The organism is Aquimarina pacifica (genome assembly GCF_000520955.1).
In the GTDB taxonomy this organism is placed as follows: Bacteria; Bacteroidota; Bacteroidia; order Flavobacteriales; family Flavobacteriaceae; genus Aquimarina; species Aquimarina pacifica.
Genome location: NZ_JACC01000006.1, coordinates 76,258 through 93,443, shown reverse-complemented (window position 1 = coordinate 93,443; position 17,186 = coordinate 76,258). Strand labels below are relative to the sequence as shown.

The 17,186-nt window shown below is 33.6% G+C and carries 20 protein-coding genes; 11 read left to right on the top strand and 9 right to left on the bottom strand.

Features of this window, described 5'->3' with window-relative positions:
• The first annotated feature begins 74 nt into the window (after nt 1–74).
• Genes rimK through DZ60_RS0103950 form a run of 3 tightly spaced genes read left to right on the top strand, consistent with a single transcriptional unit; the run spans nt 75 to nt 2,475 of the window.
• Nucleotides 75–1,451: a 30S ribosomal protein S6--L-glutamate ligase gene (rimK, locus tag DZ60_RS0103960; RefSeq protein WP_025740662.1), complete on the top strand. Its 1,377-nt coding sequence runs from the start codon at nt 75–77 to the stop codon at nt 1,449–1,451.
• On the top strand, nt 1,448–2,047 hold the full coding sequence (locus DZ60_RS0103955) for an SET domain-containing protein (protein WP_025740661.1): 600 nt from the start codon (nt 1,448–1,450) through the stop codon (nt 2,045–2,047). The genes rimK and DZ60_RS0103955 overlap by 4 nt, the downstream gene beginning before the upstream one ends.
• Before the next feature lie 14 nt (nt 2,048–2,061).
• Nucleotides 2,062–2,475, top strand: coding sequence for an NUDIX hydrolase (locus DZ60_RS0103950; protein ID WP_025740659.1), 414 nt, complete (start codon nt 2,062–2,064; stop codon nt 2,473–2,475).
• A gap of 181 nt (nt 2,476–2,656) precedes the next feature.
• Here the strand turns inward: DZ60_RS0103950 and DZ60_RS0103945 are convergent, their stop codons facing one another.
• Complete coding sequence (locus DZ60_RS0103945) at nt 2,657–3,163, bottom strand: hypothetical protein (RefSeq protein WP_025740658.1); 507 nt, start codon at nt 3,161–3,163, stop codon at nt 2,657–2,659.
• A gap of 260 nt (nt 3,164–3,423) precedes the next feature.
• Between DZ60_RS0103945 and DZ60_RS22445 the strand changes: the two genes are divergently transcribed.
• Nucleotides 3,424–3,810: a Fur family transcriptional regulator gene (locus DZ60_RS22445; RefSeq protein WP_051477566.1), complete on the top strand. Its 387-nt coding sequence runs from the start codon at nt 3,424–3,426 to the stop codon at nt 3,808–3,810.
• A 73-nt stretch (nt 3,811–3,883) separates the two neighbouring features.
• Here DZ60_RS22445 and DZ60_RS0103935 read toward each other — a convergent pair whose 3' ends face one another.
• The gene (locus DZ60_RS0103935; RefSeq protein WP_025740656.1) at nt 3,884–5,152 is read right to left on the bottom strand and encodes a S8 family serine peptidase; all 1,269 of its coding nucleotides are present in this window, start codon (nt 5,150–5,152) and stop codon (nt 3,884–3,886) included.
• Between the two features lie 415 nt (nt 5,153–5,567).
• Here DZ60_RS0103935 and DZ60_RS0103930 point away from each other — a divergent pair, with 415 nt between their 5' ends.
• From DZ60_RS0103930 to DZ60_RS0103915, 4 genes are all read left to right on the top strand, one after another.
• Nucleotides 5,568–5,897, top strand: a complete 330-nt coding sequence (locus DZ60_RS0103930; protein ID WP_025740655.1) for a hypothetical protein — start codon at nt 5,568–5,570, stop codon at nt 5,895–5,897.
• Between the two features lie 353 nt (nt 5,898–6,250).
• Entirely contained in the window at nt 6,251–7,207 is a 957-nt protein-coding gene (locus tag DZ60_RS0103925; protein WP_152537360.1) for a DUF5829 family protein, read from the top strand.
• A 30-nt stretch (nt 7,208–7,237) separates the two neighbouring features.
• Nucleotides 7,238–8,065: a hypothetical protein gene (locus DZ60_RS0103920; protein WP_025740653.1), complete on the top strand. Its 828-nt coding sequence runs from the start codon at nt 7,238–7,240 to the stop codon at nt 8,063–8,065.
• A gap of 26 nt (nt 8,066–8,091) precedes the next feature.
• Nucleotides 8,092–9,309: a GTP-binding protein gene (locus tag DZ60_RS0103915; protein ID WP_025740651.1), complete on the top strand. Its 1,218-nt coding sequence runs from the start codon at nt 8,092–8,094 to the stop codon at nt 9,307–9,309.
• Nucleotides 9,310–9,448: 139 nt separating this feature from the next.
• Here the strand turns inward: DZ60_RS0103915 and DZ60_RS0103910 are convergent, their stop codons facing one another.
• The 5 genes from DZ60_RS0103910 to DZ60_RS0103890 are packed head-to-tail and all read right to left on the bottom strand — an operon-like array spanning nt 9,449 to nt 13,488.
• Nucleotides 9,449–10,363, bottom strand: a complete 915-nt coding sequence (locus DZ60_RS0103910; RefSeq protein WP_025740649.1) for a bifunctional metallophosphatase/5'-nucleotidase — start codon at nt 10,361–10,363, stop codon at nt 9,449–9,451.
• Nucleotides 10,364–10,375: 12 nt separating this feature from the next.
• Complete coding sequence (locus DZ60_RS0103905; RefSeq protein WP_081740389.1) at nt 10,376–11,170, bottom strand: 5'-nucleotidase C-terminal domain-containing protein; 795 nt, start codon at nt 11,168–11,170, stop codon at nt 10,376–10,378.
• A gap of 53 nt (nt 11,171–11,223) precedes the next feature.
• Nucleotides 11,224–11,667, bottom strand: coding sequence for a hypothetical protein (locus DZ60_RS0103900; RefSeq protein WP_025740645.1), 444 nt, complete (start codon nt 11,665–11,667; stop codon nt 11,224–11,226).
• On the bottom strand, nt 11,660–12,853 hold the full coding sequence (locus DZ60_RS0103895; RefSeq protein ID WP_081740387.1) for an ABC transporter permease: 1,194 nt from the start codon (nt 12,851–12,853) through the stop codon (nt 11,660–11,662). Before DZ60_RS0103895 ends, DZ60_RS0103900 begins: the two co-directional genes overlap by 8 nt.
• A 2-nt stretch (nt 12,854–12,855) precedes the next feature.
• On the bottom strand, nt 12,856–13,488 hold the full coding sequence (locus DZ60_RS0103890; protein WP_025740643.1) for an ABC transporter ATP-binding protein: 633 nt from the start codon (nt 13,486–13,488) through the stop codon (nt 12,856–12,858).
• Between the two features lie 62 nt (nt 13,489–13,550).
• Here DZ60_RS0103890 and DZ60_RS0103885 point away from each other — a divergent pair, with 62 nt between their 5' ends.
• The 3 genes from DZ60_RS0103885 to DZ60_RS22440 are packed head-to-tail and all read left to right on the top strand — an operon-like array spanning nt 13,551 to nt 15,668.
• Entirely contained in the window at nt 13,551–13,997 is a 447-nt protein-coding gene (locus DZ60_RS0103885) for a MerC domain-containing protein (RefSeq protein ID WP_081740385.1), read from the top strand.
• Nucleotides 13,998–14,003: 6 nt separating this feature from the next.
• Nucleotides 14,004–14,690 (top strand): GTP cyclohydrolase I FolE, encoded by a 687-nt coding sequence (gene folE / locus DZ60_RS0103880; protein WP_025740640.1) that lies wholly within the window; start codon nt 14,004–14,006, stop codon nt 14,688–14,690.
• Nucleotides 14,691–14,711: 21 nt separating this feature from the next.
• The gene (locus DZ60_RS22440) at nt 14,712–15,668 is read left to right on the top strand and encodes an alpha/beta hydrolase family protein (protein WP_025740638.1); all 957 of its coding nucleotides are present in this window, start codon (nt 14,712–14,714) and stop codon (nt 15,666–15,668) included.
• A gap of 434 nt (nt 15,669–16,102) precedes the next feature.
• Here the strand turns inward: DZ60_RS22440 and DZ60_RS0103870 are convergent, their stop codons facing one another.
• Nucleotides 16,103–16,324 (bottom strand): hypothetical protein, encoded by a 222-nt coding sequence (locus DZ60_RS0103870; RefSeq protein WP_025740636.1) that lies wholly within the window; start codon nt 16,322–16,324, stop codon nt 16,103–16,105.
• Between the two features lie 57 nt (nt 16,325–16,381).
• Complete coding sequence (locus DZ60_RS0103865) at nt 16,382–17,161, bottom strand: prohibitin family protein (protein ID WP_025740635.1); 780 nt, start codon at nt 17,159–17,161, stop codon at nt 16,382–16,384.
• Between the last annotated feature and the right edge of the window lie 25 nt (nt 17,162–17,186).

Below are 17,186 nucleotides of genomic sequence, written 5' to 3'. Positions count from 1 at the left end.
TCAATATCATTTTTAATTCAGGTAGAAGTCATTGATATGTTTATTATAAAACTAATATAAATACAAACAAGATATTGGAAACAAAAGACCTACAAATAATAGGAAGCGAAGAATGGTGTGTCTTTGAAGAATTTAGTATTCCTGCAATCAAAGCACGTGTAGATTCTGGGGCAAAAACCTCTTCTATTCAGGCCAATAACATAAAACTCATTCATAAAGGAACTGAAGAATGGGTTCGTTTTGAGGTAAACCCTATCCAGGACAACAGAAGTATAATGATTCGATGCGAAACCAAATTGCATGATAAGCGTGTGGTAAAAAGTTCTTCGGGTATTTCAGAACAGCGTTTTGTGATCAAAACACCTGTGACTTTAGGGGATTTAACCTTTGATATAGAGCTAACCCTTGCCAATCGAGATGCTATGGAATTTAGAATGTTATTAGGACGTGAAGCTCTTAAGAATCGATACGTTATAAATCCGTCTGTTAGTTTGGTACAGCAAAATTTTACAAATGAAGAAATTCAAATAAAGTACAAGCCATTTTTTAAAGAAAAATCAGGATTAAAGATTGCATTACTCGCTAGTAATCCAGAATTGTATAGCAATAAGCGTATTGTTGAGGCGGGCATGGCAAGAGGTCATGAAATGGCATTTCTAAATGTTGAGCAAGCCTATATGAAATTAGATGCCATAGCACCCGAAATACGGTATCGAGGAGGAAATATTATTGATGAATTTGATGCTATTATTCCCAGAATAAAGCCATCAATGACTTTTTATGCATGTGCACTAATAAGGCAATTTGATTCTATGGGAGCTTACTGTTTAAATACCGCTGAAGCAATTACTCAGTCTCGGGATAAACTGTTAGCTACGCAACTTTTTGCTAAACATGATATCCATATCCCGATTACTGGATTTGCAAAATCTCCTTTGGATACCAAAGATCTTATTAAAATGGTAAATGGAGCTCCGCTGATTATTAAACTCTTAGAAAGTACGCAAGGAAAAGGAGTTGTGTTAGCAGAAACTAATAAAGCTGCAGAGAGTGTAATCAATGCTTTTAAGAGTGTGCAAACCAATATTTTGGTACAAGAATTTATTAAAGAAGCTAATGGTCAGGATATTCGATGTTTTGTAGTGAATGGCAAAGTAGTAGCCTCGATGCAGAGACAAGCTGCAAAAGGAGAGTTTAGAGCCAATATTCATCAAGGCGGATCAGCTTCTAAAATTAAAATAACTACAGAAGAACGCAAACTGGCTATAAAAGCTGCAAAAATTCTGAATCTTCCTGTGGCAGGAGTTGACATTATTCGATCTAATAAAGGCCCTCTATTGTTAGAAGTTAATTCTTCTCCGGGACTAGAAGGGATAGAAAATGCAACAGGATTGGATATTGCTAATATTATGGTAGAAGCGATTGAAAAAAAGCTAAAATTTAAAAGATGATACATCCTAAAACAGAAATAAAGTTTATTAGTGAGGAAGTGGGTTATGGTGTTTGTGCCAAAGAATTAATTCCTATGGGAACTATCACTTGGGTGTTAGATAAATTTGATCGAGAATTTACTCCAGACGAATATATCGGATTAGAACAAACCTATAAAAAAATATTAGAAACCTATGCCTATAAAAATAACTTGGGGAATATGGTTCTCTGTTGGGATAATGCAAGATTCGTAAATCATAGTTTCAATGCTAATTGTCTTACTACTGCTTATAATTTTGAGTTAGCTATTCGGGATATTCATCCAGGAGAACAGCTAACCGATGATTATGGATATTTAAATATAGATAAGCCTTTTAAAGGAATTGAAGAAGGAACAAAACGAAAAGTTGTATATCCAGATGATCTGCTTAAATATCATAAGTCTTGGGATAAAAAATTACTAAAAGCTTTTAAGTGTTTATCAAAAGTAAAGCAACCTCTACTGCAGTTAATGGATGAAGAACAATGGCAATTAGCAGTAAAAATAGGAAAAGGGGAAAAAGAAATGGACTCTATATTAAACAATTATTATAATAAAACGTCAGTCCCAAAATAAAAAATTCGCCCAATATGCGTATTAGAAAACATAAAGAGAAATCGAGATTGATCGTATTTAAAGGGATTGAGTTACTGGTTTTGATAAAAAAACAGAAAGATTTGCAGTATGGGTTTATTGGTGGTTTTTTAGAAGCTGGAGAGTCTCCTGAAGCAGCCATGATTAGGGAGACTTATGAAGAAACTAGCGTTCAACTTTCTAAAGAGGATTTTAATTATTATTGTTCTATTACTGTCAATTTAGACGGTAAAAAGCGACTTTCTAGACATTATTTTGTTTGCAAAGAAGATAACAAACCATTTAAAGTAGCAGAGCCTCATAAGTTTTTAAAAATTAAGTGGGTGTATTGGAAAGATGCCATAAAGTATTTAGGCAAATCTGATAAAAAAGTAGTCAAAGAACTTTTTAGACCTTGTAGGCTTGATTAATAAGTAATTCGAGATAGGTGTACACGCTAATTTATGATTGGGTTATGGTTATTCAATCCCTTTTTATATATACTAACACACATTTATAGGGCTGTAAAAAGTGCAGAGTTACAGTTGCTTCACATAAAAAAAATCCTTGAAATGTTATTTCAAGGATTTTTTTATGGTATGATTAAAAGTTTTACTGGTCAGAATTTTCTTCTGTAGCTTTCTCTTGATCTTCAATAATCATTTTTTGATCTTCTTCTGTAATTTGTTTGTGCTCAGCTGCTATTTGTTCATGTTCTTTTTCCATATTATTATGCTCCTCTTCCATAGAGGCATGTTCTGAAGTCATTTGTTCTAAAGTGATCTCTCCTGAAGCATGTTTTGTTTCTAATGCTGCATGTTTTTCTATTAACGCTTTGTGAGCTTCGATAAGTTTACCGTGTTTTCCTAATAGAGCCATGTGTTTTTTTTCAGTGATGACATGGATAGAATCATTTTCAATAGTTTTATGAGCAGCTATCATTTCTTGATGACCATCTTTCATCGTACTATGTTCTTTGGCCATGGCTTCGTGAGAAGTCTCCATCTCTTTATGCTTTTCGACCATTGCTAGATGTTCTGGTGCTTGAGCCGGGTTTTGTTTACAGGATACAAATAAAAGAACTGTTGCAATTATTGTTAATTTACTAAGTGTTTTCATAATTTTGGTTAATTGGGTTTAAGATTTAAATTGTATATAAAACTAAATTTTCACTAAATTATTTTGATATCGCTTTTTGAAATTTTTAAAAACCCCTATTTCCTTTTATGACCTAATTTTAAATGGGTTTTTATGTAATAAAAAATAACTTGTTACAAGGCATCGTGTAAGGTATAAATTTTTCTGTTTCTTAGAAAAAAATCTTTAATGACTAAAAAATCATTAATTTCGATAATGAAAGCAGTTTGAATATGTATATCATGGAAATCAAAAAAAGCCGGAATACCGAAAAACAAAATCTCGTCAAAGAAATCTTATCTAAAAGCGAGCATACCATGTCTGCAGAAGCCATTATGGATGCCATGCCCATAAAAGTAAACAAAACAACGATATATAGGATTTTAGATCGATTTGCAGAAAAAGGAGAAGTTCATTTTATAACGGGTAAAAATGGCAAAGCATATTATGCGCTTTGTGATGGCTGTAGTGTATCGCATAAAATTCATAATCATATTCATTTTGAATGCCAAGTATGCCAAGAAGTAACGTGTCAACCCAATACACTACATATCCCTAATTTGGAAGGGTTTACGATTCAGGAAACACAGTTTTTGGTTATCGGTATTTGCAATAAATGCAAAAAATAAATGAAAAAACCACTTGTTCTCCAACAAGTGGTTTTGAAACTACACTCCTACTTAATTAAAATAAAATATATTTTTATCTTACTGCTATTGGGTAATTTTCTCCTCTGTTGCTTATGGATCCAGAAGTTGCAGGTCCACTTCCTCTAGCATGCATAATTCCTGCAACATGAGGAGAGGCCATAGAGGTCCCACTTAGTGTGGCATATCCTCCATTCAAATAAGTACTTGTTACACTACTTCCTGTAGCAATTACATCAATAGGGTTCATATTATAGTTTGAAAAAGACGAAAAGCCTCCATTGCATGTCATTGATGCCACGGTATAGATATTTGTTCCATTAACACAGGCAGGTTGATAATTTGCTGCATTAGCGCTACTATTACCGGCGGCAATCGCAACCAATGTTCCTGAGTTTGCTAAGGATAATAATGAACTACGGTACGAGGAGTTAGTTGAGCATCCAGAACCAAAGAATCCTCCTAAGCTTAGGTTGACTGTATCACCAGGAAGATCGTACTGGCCAACGTGATTAATTCCTGAAAGTATTGCAGAAGCAGTAGTCCCACCACTACATCCAAAAACTCTCACTGGCACCACACTGGCACCGGCAGAAACCCCAACAACACCGACACTATTGTTAATAGCAGCAGCGGTACCGGCAACATGAGTTCCATGTCCGTTACAATCGTTAGCAGATCCCCCAACAAATGATTGTGCGTATCTAGAATCTGTAATTACATTAAGATCAGGATGGTCCAAATCAATCCCTGTGTCAATTACCCAAATCCAGGTGTCTTTACCAGAACCATTTGTGGCACCTCCGGCAAGAGAAATTCCACATGGAGTTTGTTGCGTCATTTTTTGAGATTGATCATCAGAAATAACTTGTTCGACTTCAAATTTTGGCAATTCTACAACGCGATCAAATTCAATAGCAGCTACATTAGGGTCTTTGGATAATTTTTCAAATTCATCATCACCTAATGTAATGGTAATACCAGAAATCTTTGTAGTATAGTAATTTAGAACCTTAGATTGATCTAAATTATTATCAGATAACACGGTATTCATTTTCTGAATAGAAGCTTCAGAAATATCTCTAACCGATTTGGACTTTGCGGTTCTACTTGAGAATGAAGATTTCTCTAGGATTTTAGAGGAAGGTTCAATTTTTGAGTTTTTGAAAACGACAATGTACTGTCCAGGAATAATGTTCCCTTCGGCACTTGTAGGTTCTACAACAGGTTCTACCACTCCGTCAGAAATTTTCTCATTCTGACAAGAAGTAATTGCCAGTGCCGTGAATAAAGTACCCACAGCTAGTTTACTAAATTTTTTCATTTGAGTTAAAGTTTGTGTTAGTCTCAAAAGTATAAATTCTAAAAAAATAAATGGTATGGGAAAACCGTATGGTAAATTACTGAAAGACAAAAATTAAGAGGGAATTTTTGTTTTAAACAATAATTAATTGCAACTTTGTTGCTTTAATGAATTCAGTACATTGAAAAGTATTTAATAGGAAAAATCCTTCAGCTCAAAAGTGTAGGAAAATGGCAAGAAATCAAAGACATTACTTCTTAACAAACTTTAACTTTAATTAACTCAATGTTAACCAAAAGGTGAATAAGTATAATTGGTAATCGTTTTCTAATTCTAAGCTTGATTATATAAATACTGAATTTTTGTATTTTTTTAAGCAAGAACTCTTATGGATATCTTAAGATTTAAGAATCCAATTATTTGCTATATTTAGCCAATGGGAAGAAACACGTATAAAAATATAATTTCTCTTTTTTTCGTTTTAACTTTTCTACTTCTTAGAATTGTTAACCTTCATGCTTTTTCCCATTTTTCTAATGATGATGAGCAAATACATTGTGAATTATGTGATATTATAACGATATCACATAAAATTGTTCCTTTTGCTAGTAATACACCTGTAGCACTAGTACAAGAAACTGTATTAGATACTCAAGACCATCGAACTGATTTCTTTTATGAAACAGGGGGGTATAGCATTACACTTCCTAAAAGTATTCATAACAAACCTCCACCGGCAAAGATCGGATATGGTTTTACTGTATAAAGGAGTATTTATAGTTTTTATTTCATTCTAATTCTTGGCTTTAAAAAGTCTAGAATTCAAATCTCTTAATGTTGATTTGCAATAATTCTGCATGGTATTCTTTGATTTCATTTTCGAATAATAATCAGTTCCTTTATTTATAGCTACAACTCTATACAGAAGCTGTATTAGCATAGATCGGTCTCGGTCTGCAAGCGTATTACAAATTACTCTTTTATATTATTTACAAGTCCCAACTGAGTTCAGAATTATTCTGGTCAATAGTCTTACAAAAAGTATTGGCTCATGCTTCTTCTGATAATGTTATGGTTAGGAATACCATTTTTTTTAACATCATTCAAAAAAACCTACTTATGCTAACCCGTACTATTTTATTTATGTTATGCTCTATCTTTCTGATGTCTTGTCAGCAACAAAAAGAAGAACAAGAACAGCCTGTTGTCATTGACCGTGAAAAGATTGATGCTGATTTCCGAAAGGATGTGTCCAAGGTGGTATTAGATCATTTGTATCTGGTGGTAGATAGTATTACCTACTCACGATTGACAGGAGACAATCAGTGGAAAGATATGTATGGGTCTTTAGATTTTGGGTTGCCAGATTTTGCTCCTGTAAACAACCACTCGGCTACTACTTGCTACTTGAGAGGACATCAACATTACATCGAGATATTAAGTCCCAAAAATAGTTATAACGAACCTGTGGGCAAGAGTGGTATTGGTTTCTCTTTAAAAAACGATGACACCCATTTTCACTTAGGTGTTGAACCGAAATTAAAAACAAAGAAAAGCCAATTTTTTAATGCGAATGAAACGGTACATATGTCTTTTGATGGTCATCAGCATACTTGGTTTAAAGCATTCTATACGCCCAGTCCAGGAACTTCTGTACATACGTGGTATGGTTTCTATAATCCGGTGTTTTTGGATAGCCTATACGGGAAACATCATTCTTCATATTCGCGAGAAGCTTTTCTAGAATCTATTTATAAGGACCAAAAACTTTTTAATGGAATCAAAGAAATACAGCTTATCTGTACCCTAAATGATTACGCTCGTATAACTCGGGAGTTACATGATTTGGGATGCAGACTTTTAAGGAGAAGTGGCAAAACACTAAAAATAAAAGGAGGCGATGTTACCATAAGTATAGAGCCTTCGGATCTCATAGAATACAGTAGAATTACTCAGATCATCTGTCAACTCAACACTAAAGATTATACAATAACCCAATTAGGAAACCTGACCATTACTAATCAAGGCACCAAATCTGTTTGGAATTTCGGCGAATTATATAAAAATAACCCTTAAACAATGAATACTAATCAAAATTACTTTAAAATGAATAACAAAACGTATCGTTTGGTCATAGTCTTATCTCTATTGTTTTTTATTACTACAGCATGTAAGCAAGAAAAAAAAACACCTCAAGAAGAAAGAGTTACAATTAATAATATCGAAGAAAAAGAAGAAGATGTTAGCACCAAAATTACTTTAGAAAAATTATCAGGTTCTCCGGGATATATTGATGCAGCGCTTGTTTTAGATACTTCTGAAGAAATAATTGCAAAAAAATCTGGAGAAATGGATTTTTCTTTTAATGTAAAAAATTATGAATTGGGTGCCCAAACCGAAGGGGTAAATGCACAGAAGTTAGCGAACTCAGGAAAAGGGCAACATATTCATTTTATCCTAGATAACCAGCCGTATTCTGCGCATTATGAACCACAATTTAAAAAAGAAATCCCCAGTGGCATACATCATTTGGTTGCTTTTTTAAGTCGTTCCTTTCACGAATCAGTAAAAAATGAGAATTCTGTGGTTGTTCGTAAACTTATTGTTGGGGCTGACCCCAAAGATTCTTTGGGCTTAGATATCAAAGCTCCAACACTTATCTATAGCAGACCAAAAGGCGAATACAAAGGAAAAGATGCAGCACACATTTTATTAGACTTTTTTGTACTTAATACAACACTTTCAGAAAGTGGTCATAAAGTTCGTGCTACTATTAATGGTCAAGAATTTATAATCAATGAGTGGACACCACATGTTATCAAAGGACTCCCAATGGGAGAAGTTGCTATTCAATTAGAGCTCATTGATGATACAGGGAATATAATTTCGGGACCGTTTAATAAAGTAACGCGTACAATCACATTAAAAGATTAAGATTTAAAAATTAAAAAATAAAGTCAATGAAAAAACTACCTGTAACTGTATTAAGTGGATTTCTTGGTGCAGGAAAAACAACCTTGTTAAATCATATTTTACATAACAAAGAGGGATTAAAAGTTGCTGTTATAGTTAATGATATGAGTGAAATCAATATTGATGTACAACTCGTTGAAAACGAAAACACACTATCTAGAACTGAAGAAAAACTTGTAGAAATGTCTAATGGCTGTATCTGTTGCACATTAAGAGAAGACTTAATGATAGAAGTAGAAAAACTGGCCAAAGAACAACGATTTGATTATTTGATTATCGAAAGTACTGGAATTTCTGAACCTATTCCTGTTGCACAAACTTTTAGTTTTGCCAGTGAAGATGGACAACTGGATTTAAGTCAGTTTAGTTATGTAGATACCATGGTAACTGTTGTAGATGGTTATAACTTTTTGAAAGATTTTTCTAGTTCACAATATTTAACAGATAGAGATCTAACGAATATTGAGGGAGATGACCGAACCATTGTTAACCTACTGACTGATCAGGTTGAATTTGCGAATGTAATTTTGCTGAATAAGGTAGATTTGATAACAGAAGCTGAATTGAGGAATCTATATGATATTATCCATAAATTAAATCCAAATGCTCATGTTATTCCCACACAAAATTCTCATGTTTCTTTACATGAAGTTATTGATACAGGTTTGTTTGATTTTGAGGAGGCAGAAGCATCAGCTGGGTGGATACAGGAACTAGAAAATGAACACATCCCCGAGACCGAAGAATATGGGATCGGTTCTTTTGTTTATAGAAAGCGTAGGCCTTTTCACCCTCAACGATTTTTGGATTTTGCAACAGATCAATTTCCATCAAATATTATTCGTAGTAAAGGGTTATTTTGGCTTGCCTCTCGTTCAAACCAAGCTCTCATTTGGGGATCGGCAGGAGGTTCGCTCAAAACGGACCCTGCTGGAGTTTGGTGGGCTTCAATGTCTTTTAGCGAAAGAATCAGTTATGCCTCGTTTATAGATAATCAAAAGATGATCGAATCAGAATGGGATGTTACTTTTGGTGACCGAAAAATCGAATTGGTATTTATCGGTCAAAACATAAATGTAGACCTAGTCATTAAGCAATTAGATGATTGTTTACTTACGGAGTCAGAGATTGAACAATGGAAAAAAGGAGAGTTTGTTTCGAGCGATCATTGGCCCATTCCTAATTATGAAGAGTCAGCTATGTAATGTAGCTATCTATAAATGTATGAAATAGTGAACAATCCGGTTTGCCAATAGCTTACCGGATTTGTTTATATTATATGTAGTGTGCTAAAAATTATCTACTTGTTAGAAGCTGTCTTTATAAAAGAATACTAATACAATTTTATATTGACGTAGCACGTCCATACGAAGTTTTATTTTTTTGGCTATCAAAATAAAAATCTATTCTACCTAGATACAAACCGTAGCACCCAACCTGGTTCACAAGGACATTATTGCCTTTCCTATTCTTTACTATAGTTGGTTCTTCAAGAAAGGTGTGCGTGTGTCCCCCAATAATAAGATCAATATTTTCTGTAGCTCCTGCAAGACTTAAATCATTTACTTTATTCGGTTCATTTTTGTAATCATATCCCAAATGGGATAAGCATATTACCAAATCACATTTTTCCTCATTTTTTAATAGGTTACTCATGTCCTGAGCAATTTCTATAGGATTAAGATACCTCGTCTCCTTATATAGATCTTTCATGACTAATCCTTCTAGAGCAATCCCAAGGCCAAATATTCCTATCTTAATGTTGTCTTTGATGAATATTTCATAGGGTTTAACAAACGTATCCATAACGGTATTGGTAAAATCATAGTTAGCAGAGACAAATTTAAATTTTGCATAAGGTAGTTGCGCGTGCAACCCTTCAATTCCATTATCAAAATCATGATTACCGATAGTAGCCACATCATATTTAAGCATGCTCATCAACTTGAATTCTAGTTCACCACCATAAAAATTAAAATATGGGGTTCCCTGAAAAATATCTCCTGCATCTAGTAACAGTGTGTTTGGGTTCTCTTTTCTTATGTTTTCTATTATTGTAGCTCTTCTTGCCACACCTCCTTTATTCGAATTTTTACCATCATTGGGACCGAATGCATCTATGTGGCTATGTACATCATTGGTATGTAAGATTGTTATTTTTTTTGTTTTACCTGTAGAAAAAGATGATAGACTAGCTCCGCCAATTGTTAGTAAGCCTGCTGTTAATGCTGATTGTTTTACAAATTCTCTTCGTTTCATTTCCTTGTTTATTTAGTTGGTTTGTAAAAATCTATCATCAATTTTCGGTGCGATCGTATCTGCTTTTTTGAAGTAGTCGATCATGGCATTTCGAATTTTATAATTTAATTTATGAGCTTTGCCAGCTTGCTCAAAAAAATACATCTCGCTACCACCGTGATACAAGTAATCATTAGTTGCGACAAAATAGGTTTTCTCATCATTAATTTCTTTATTATTGATCAGGGCTTTTACACTATCAAAATTTTTATCAATAGTCAATTTTAATCCTGAAATAGGGTGGGCTTTTCGAGATTTTTGTAAATAGGTAATCAGTTTCCTGATATGAGTGCCTTTCATTTCAACAACAACAATACTATTCTCAAAAGGCATTATTTGGTAGGCGGTACGTGCCGTAATAGTACCTTTTGGTATAGGTGCCCGTATGCCACCATGATTCAATAATACCATATCAATCGCATTTTTGGTCTTTGATATAAAAAAAGGATTGGCTTGCTCCAAAACAATATCGGCCATTAAGTTGCCTATTGCGGTGTTCAGGGTTCCATCATTTTTAGAATAGGTCTCTGGTGCATAAGCCAATGCACTATCTAAAGTCTTATTTACGTGTGCCCTATATGGTTTTATAAAAGCTTCTACATCAGAATTATCAGGAATAGTATCATTGATTTTAATTCGTGCTCCCTCTACTTTTACCAGATACTCTTTTTTCTTACAAGAAGAGAAAGCGAGGATCATAATAAGTAAAAAGAAACTGTTACGGATTATGTTTTGTGCGCGGCAATTATGATATGTTATTTTATTCATGTATTGTGAAAATTGATGAGTCATTTCTCTTACAGCTAATGTATAATTTTAATTTACTGTACCAAACTTGCTGTAGCTTCTTTTACTATATAATTACAGTGATCTACATCTTCTGCATTTAGCTCTAGTATTCCTGTAATTTCTACTACCTGATCTGTTTTATAGTTTGGTTTGTTTTTAAAAATGACTTCTACAATAGTTTCAGGACCTGCGCCTCCGCAGAAAAAACAAGAGGACATAGGGTTTCTAGAGACCATATAAAAAGAGCCTTCTTTTGAAGAAAAATCTAAAAAATATCCCTTAATACTAACGCTGGACCCTTCAAAAGAATTTATGATTGTTCCGAATGTTGGTTTTAAGAAATAGTCATCATATTTTTCGCTATAGATATCATGAAAACGAACATCAGCGAAATCATTCCAGGTTAATTGTTGTTGAGAAAAAAGAGTTGATGGACTCCACATACATGCCGCAAAAAGAAAAATTAGTTTATGCATCTGCTAATATTTTAGAAACGTTTAATTTAAAAATAGATAGTGAAGCCAAAATTGCAGCAATAAAAGTAGTTAAAACTACCGCTCCTACTAGCAATAATTCTTTGCTAGTAGGAGCATCAAATACAAAATGATATCCATATGCATCTTCAGTAAAAACTGAGAAAAACCAGATGCTTATTCTTCCTAAAAACCACCCTAAAATGGTTCCAAATAAAGACAAGAAGAGTGATTCGATAAAGACCAGTTTAACCAATTGAAATGTATTTGCTCCATAAGTGCGCAAAAGAGCCAACTCTTGTTTTCGTTCTCTTATGGTTTTTATGAGATTAATAAAAATATTGAGTCCTGCTGCCAAAAGTATGACAATAGCAATGCTATTAATTGCTCGAAAACCAATTCCTAAAAACCCCATTAATCGTTCAATTTCAAATTTAGGAAATGCCGCTTGCATTGTAGTCTTTTTATTGATAAACCTAGAAAGTTGTAATGCCGCAATAGGATTTCTAAATTTTACCAGTAAAGAGGTGATTTCTCGTTGCTCATCTTTTTCTTCGAGATGAGTATGCTCCTCATGATGCTCGTGTACATGCCAAATACTTTCTAGATTGGTAATGATCAAATGGTCAATAATCGACCCAGTGGGTTTCAATATGCCGGTTACTTTAAATGGCTTTTCATTGTGGGTTTCTAATCCATTTTTGGTCAAACCATGAGAACTTTCAAAAGTATGCCCCGTTTGTAAGTTAAGTTTTTTTGCTGCATAATTTCCTACAACTGCCTCGAAGGGTTTATTATAGATTTCTCCTTCTTGTAAAGTTGCGTCATAGGCTGCCAAATACGAATGCGATGTGCCTAAAATTCTATATCCTTTGTAATTATCTCCATAAGAAACAGGTATAATTTCTTTGACCAAAGGGTTTTTTCCAATTTTCAAGACTTCGTTTAATGATATATTTCCAGTAGGATTGTCAATATGTAAGATAGAAGATAAGACAAGTTGTAATGGACTGCCTTTTGCACCAATTACCATATCAAATGGTTTACTGTTTGTCTCTAGATGATGGTTAAGTTGTTTGTTTATTTGTAAAACAAAAGTAGCCAACAAAATGCTTAGCGTTAAAAGCAAGATACTAAGGATAGTATCCAAAGGCTTTGAAATGATGTTTTTGAAAGCTAAGTATAACAATTTTATAGAATTATGTGTTTTTGGAAATGCGATTTAACTCTTTGGTCATGGGTGATCATAACCAAATTACTTTTACAAATTTGAGCCTCTTTTTTTAATAATGAAATGACTCTTGCACAACGCTCATCATCCAAATTAGAGGTAGGTTCATCTGCTAGTATAACTGTGGGTTTATGTATAATCCCGAGAGCAACCGAAAGACGTTGCCGCTGACCTTCACTTAATTCATGTACCTTTTTGTTCCTAACTTCGGTTAACTCTAATTGTTCTATTAATCGTTTTCTTCTGAGTGGATCGGTTGTTTTTTTGGAGAGTTTCTCCCGCATTCTCAGGTTTTCTAATAATGTTAATGACTTAATGAAATATGCTCTTTGAAAAATTAGTCCAATATGTTCTCCTCTAAAATTATCCAGTTGACTTCTTGTAAGTTTTTGTATACAAGTATTATCGATAAACACATTCCCTTTTTTGGGAGTTAATAAACCTGCCATAAGATGCAATAAAGTGGTCTTGCCAATACCAGAAGGACCCAGAATTAAGGCATTTTGTTCTGGTGACAAATCTATATCCGGAAAATCAAAAGTATGGGCTCTTGTATTTTGATAGGTAAACCTTAACGATGTCGTTCGGATCATAAATTGATTTTTGTCAAAAATAAATAAATATTACTAAAGCAACAAAGTTGCATTTGTAAAATATGTACTATCTTTGGCCGATATTAAATACAGATACTTTTATTTTGAACATTTTAGACATTCGCAGTAACTCAGATACATTAGGTATAATAGCTAGTAGTTTATGTTTAGTACATTGCATAGCAACTCCTTTTTTATTTCTAGCGCATACTGGGCCCGCCTTATTTGAAGGTGGATATTCTGTTTGGTGGAAATCACTGGATTTTATTTTCTTGGGACTTTCTTTTATAGCTATTTATCGATCTACAAAAACCACCATAAGCACAAGAATAAAATACGCTTTTTGGTTTGCTTGGTTATCGTTGTTATTGATTGTAATTAATGAAAAATTATCAATATTCTATTTTCCTGAAGAAGCTATTTATGTAGTATCTATATTATTAGTGGGGTTACATTTTTATAATAAAAGAAACTGTCACTGTAAAGGTGAAAAATGTTGTGTAAATTAATTTATCATGAGTACCAAAAATCAAAATGAAATAGAACAAATTGGAGATTCGCACATTTCTAATTCGACAGAAACACCTTTGCGTGTAGATGCTTTTGATACATCTGATACCGAAAAGATTAAAAACATACAACATCACTTTGCAGAAATAATGAAGGAATTAGGACTTGATTTAACAGATGATAGTCTTTCAGGAACTCCATACAGGTTTGCCAAAATGTATGTAAAGGAACTCTTTTATGGTTTAGATCCCAAAAATCGTCCCAGAACTTCTACTTTTGAGAATAAATACAAATATCAAAAAATCCTAGTTGAGCAAAACATTAATGTTGATTCCTCTTGTGAGCATCATTTCTTACCAATTGTTGGGACTGCTCATATAGGATACATTCCCGAAGGTAAAGTGATTGGTTTATCAAAAATCAATAGACTAGTTGATTATTATGCACATCGTCCTCAGGTACAAGAAAGATTATGTCTGCAAATTTTGGAAGACTTACAAGAAACTTTAGGAACTGAAGATGTTATTGTGGTAATACAGGCTAAACATTTATGTGTTTCCTCTAGAGGGATTAAGGATAAAAGCAGTTTTACTACTACCATCGAATATAGAGGCAAATTTGTTGAAGCTGATACTAGAAAAGAATTTTTTGAGATTATAAATAAGCCTTTTGATGCGGCGTACAGGTTATAAATCATCAGGTAAAATGTAATAATGAGATATAAACAAGCAATAATTATAGTTTTAACTTTTTTAAAGTGTACTTTTTCTTATTCTCAGAATGGAAAGATTATCGAAAAACAAAGGTTAATTCTAAGTGATGCTACAATTGCCAAAATTCATGAAGCCGATTCGACTATGATTCATGGGCTTAAAAACATTGAGTTTTTTCGAATCACGTATCTATCAGATTCTCTTAAGGTAAAAGCTTTTGTTGCCAAGCCAGTTCAGGAAGGTAGTTTTCCTTGTATTATTTCGAATCGCGGAGGAACTGGTGAATTTGGCAAATGGAATGAGATTGGGGTGGGCTTCTTTTTAGGGAAACTCGCCAGCTGGGGATATGTGGTAGTAGCAAGTCAATATCGCGGAAATGATGGTGGAGAAGGACAAGAAGAAAGAGGCGGAAAGGATTTGAATGATGTATTAAGTCTCGTTAATACGCTAGAAGAAATTGATAATGCTGATACATCAAGAATAGGTGTAGAGGGAGCAAGCAGGGGAGGTATGATGACATATCTAGCCCTCAAAGAGAGCTGTAAATTCAAAGCTGCCGTTGTCCTTGCGGGGGCTGCCAACGCTTTTGAACATCTTGTTCATAGACCCGATTTTGAGGAGAATGTATATGCCAAACTTATTCCGAATTATTATAAGAATAAAGAAAAAGAACTCAAAGCACGATCTGCTGTGTTCTGGGCTGATAAAATGTGTAAAACAACTCCAATACTAATAATGCAAGGTAGTTCTGATTGGCGTGTTCCTGCTTCAGAATCACTCGAGTTGTTGAATAAATTGTATGAATATAAACACCCTGTACGTTATATTTTATTTGAAGGAGCTGATCACAGAATAAGGGAGTTTCGTAAAGAGTTCTTTGCCCAAACCAAAAGCTTTTTTGATTTTTATGTGAAAGATCTTAATGACCTACCAAATATGGAGTTGCACGGAAAGTAACTAATTGAATTAAAGAGCTGAATTTTCGATAATTTTATCTATCACAACTGTTTTTAATCAAAACAGGTCTCGTGCAACACCTTTTTTGCTGTAAAAAAAGTACTTATTTCCTCTAAGTTTTTGTGTCAAAAAGTTCGAACTTTACATACACTAGAAGATAAAATAGGGTAAAGTATCAGAATAGGATGTTTTAGCCTATTTTCTTCCAGTGCTTTGGTTGAGTGTTGGTCAAATATTTGAGAATTAAAAGAATGGTTCAGGATGTTTAATATTATGCTTTGCATTCGAAGGAAATCATATGAAACTAACAGTTTCTAGGATGCGAATTACAGGTACTTATCTAGGTTTACTTTATTCTAAATAGATACCGCTATTGTACTACTCATCACATAAGGAAAAGAAGCCCTAGCTACTATTTTTAACATTGCAAAATTTTAAATAATAGATCCAAGCTTTAATCTTTTATCTATTCTATGCTTTTTCTTAGTAATTCGCTTCATGATATCCATCAATGATGGGTCTTTGGTTTTTTTGTAGATTTTGTTAATACCTAATACTAGCGATTTTGCTTCTCTTGATGCCGAAACACGATCACTAATACTCATATTACCCATACTTCTTTTTTCAAATTCGAATGCTTTTTTTATTAATTCCATAACGTTACTGTTTTTAAATGATGTACATGGTCTTATTTTTGGATTCTTCTATTAAATTTAGTCGTCCGAATTAATCAACAATGGCGTTTTTCCATCAGTGATAATTATTTTACTATTTTGAGATTCGGATAGCTTATTAAATGCCTCTATACTTCTTATTTTAATGATTTCTTTTGTCAACCCTTCAGAAAGAATTTTTTGAGCATCTCTTTCACCTTCAGCGTTTATTACTTTTCTTTCGGCCTCTAGTTTTGACTGTTGCAAGACAAACTCCATCCTCATTGCATCCTGTTCGGCTTGTAATTTTCGTTCTATAGAACTGGCGAGGCCATTAGGTAATTGTATTCGTTTCATCAAAACGGCGATAAGTTCGATACCATCAGCTTGCTTTTTGAGATTTTCTTCCATTTTAATTTTAATTTCTTCTTCAATTTTTGCACGCATTCCAGAATGCATGTCTTTGGCAAAAAACTGCGCACATACATCAGAAGAAGCAGACCTGAATACACTGGTAATGATTGATTCATAACCCTGACCTAAGTTCTCTAGTACCGAGGGGATTTTATTTTTTTCTAATCGATATAGAATAGAAATTTCAGAATTTACACTAAGTCCTTCCTTACTTGGTAAGCTTAGAATGAGTTTTATATTATTTGTTTGAGTCGATTCTTTGATGATTTTACTGACCAAAGGATTATAGACGATTGTACCTTGAGTTGATACTTTGTCAGAAAATTTACCTAGCGTTTGTTTTACACCAGCTTCGCCTGGCCTTATGACTGCGCAATTAGCACATAATCCTAATACCCCAATGAGAAGGAAAAAATTAATATTCATAGTTCTTATTTTTAATTGTTTTGCT

Bases quoted from the DNA above. Each gene is read 5' to 3' on its own strand.
- DZ60_RS0103955 (WP_025740661.1), top strand. From the start codon at position 1,448: ATGATACATCCTAAAACAGAAATAAAGTTTATTAGTGAGGAAGTGGGT.
- DZ60_RS0103950 (WP_025740659.1), top strand. From the start codon at position 2,062: ATGCGTATTAGAAAACATAAAGAGAAATCGAGATTGATCGTATTTAAA.
- DZ60_RS0103945 (WP_025740658.1), bottom strand. From the start codon at position 3,163: ATGAAAACACTTAGTAAATTAACAATAATTGCAACAGTTCTTTTATTT.
- DZ60_RS22445 (WP_051477566.1), top strand. From the start codon at position 3,424: ATGGAAATCAAAAAAAGCCGGAATACCGAAAAACAAAATCTCGTCAAA.
- DZ60_RS0103935 (WP_025740656.1), bottom strand. From the start codon at position 5,152: ATGAAAAAATTTAGTAAACTAGCTGTGGGTACTTTATTCACGGCACTG.
- DZ60_RS0103930 (WP_025740655.1), top strand. From the start codon at position 5,568: ATGGGAAGAAACACGTATAAAAATATAATTTCTCTTTTTTTCGTTTTA.
- DZ60_RS0103925 (WP_152537360.1), top strand. From the start codon at position 6,251: ATGCTAACCCGTACTATTTTATTTATGTTATGCTCTATCTTTCTGATG.
- DZ60_RS0103920 (WP_025740653.1), top strand. From the start codon at position 7,238: ATGAATAACAAAACGTATCGTTTGGTCATAGTCTTATCTCTATTGTTT.
- DZ60_RS0103915 (WP_025740651.1), top strand. From the start codon at position 8,092: ATGAAAAAACTACCTGTAACTGTATTAAGTGGATTTCTTGGTGCAGGA.
- DZ60_RS0103910 (WP_025740649.1), bottom strand. From the start codon at position 10,363: ATGAAACGAAGAGAATTTGTAAAACAATCAGCATTAACAGCAGGCTTA.
- DZ60_RS0103905 (WP_081740389.1), bottom strand. From the start codon at position 11,170: ATGAATAAAATAACATATCATAATTGCCGCGCACAAAACATAATCCGT.
- DZ60_RS0103900 (WP_025740645.1), bottom strand. From the start codon at position 11,667: ATGCATAAACTAATTTTTCTTTTTGCGGCATGTATGTGGAGTCCATCA.
- DZ60_RS0103890 (WP_025740643.1), bottom strand. From the start codon at position 13,488: ATGATCCGAACGACATCGTTAAGGTTTACCTATCAAAATACAAGAGCC.
- DZ60_RS0103885 (WP_081740385.1), top strand. From the start codon at position 13,551: ATGTACTATCTTTGGCCGATATTAAATACAGATACTTTTATTTTGAAC.
- folE (WP_025740640.1), top strand. From the start codon at position 14,004: ATGAGTACCAAAAATCAAAATGAAATAGAACAAATTGGAGATTCGCAC.
- DZ60_RS22440 (WP_025740638.1), top strand. From the start codon at position 14,712: ATGAGATATAAACAAGCAATAATTATAGTTTTAACTTTTTTAAAGTGT.
- DZ60_RS0103870 (WP_025740636.1), bottom strand. From the start codon at position 16,324: ATGGAATTAATAAAAAAAGCATTCGAATTTGAAAAAAGAAGTATGGGT.
- DZ60_RS0103865 (WP_025740635.1), bottom strand. From the start codon at position 17,161: ATGAATATTAATTTTTTCCTTCTCATTGGGGTATTAGGATTATGTGCT.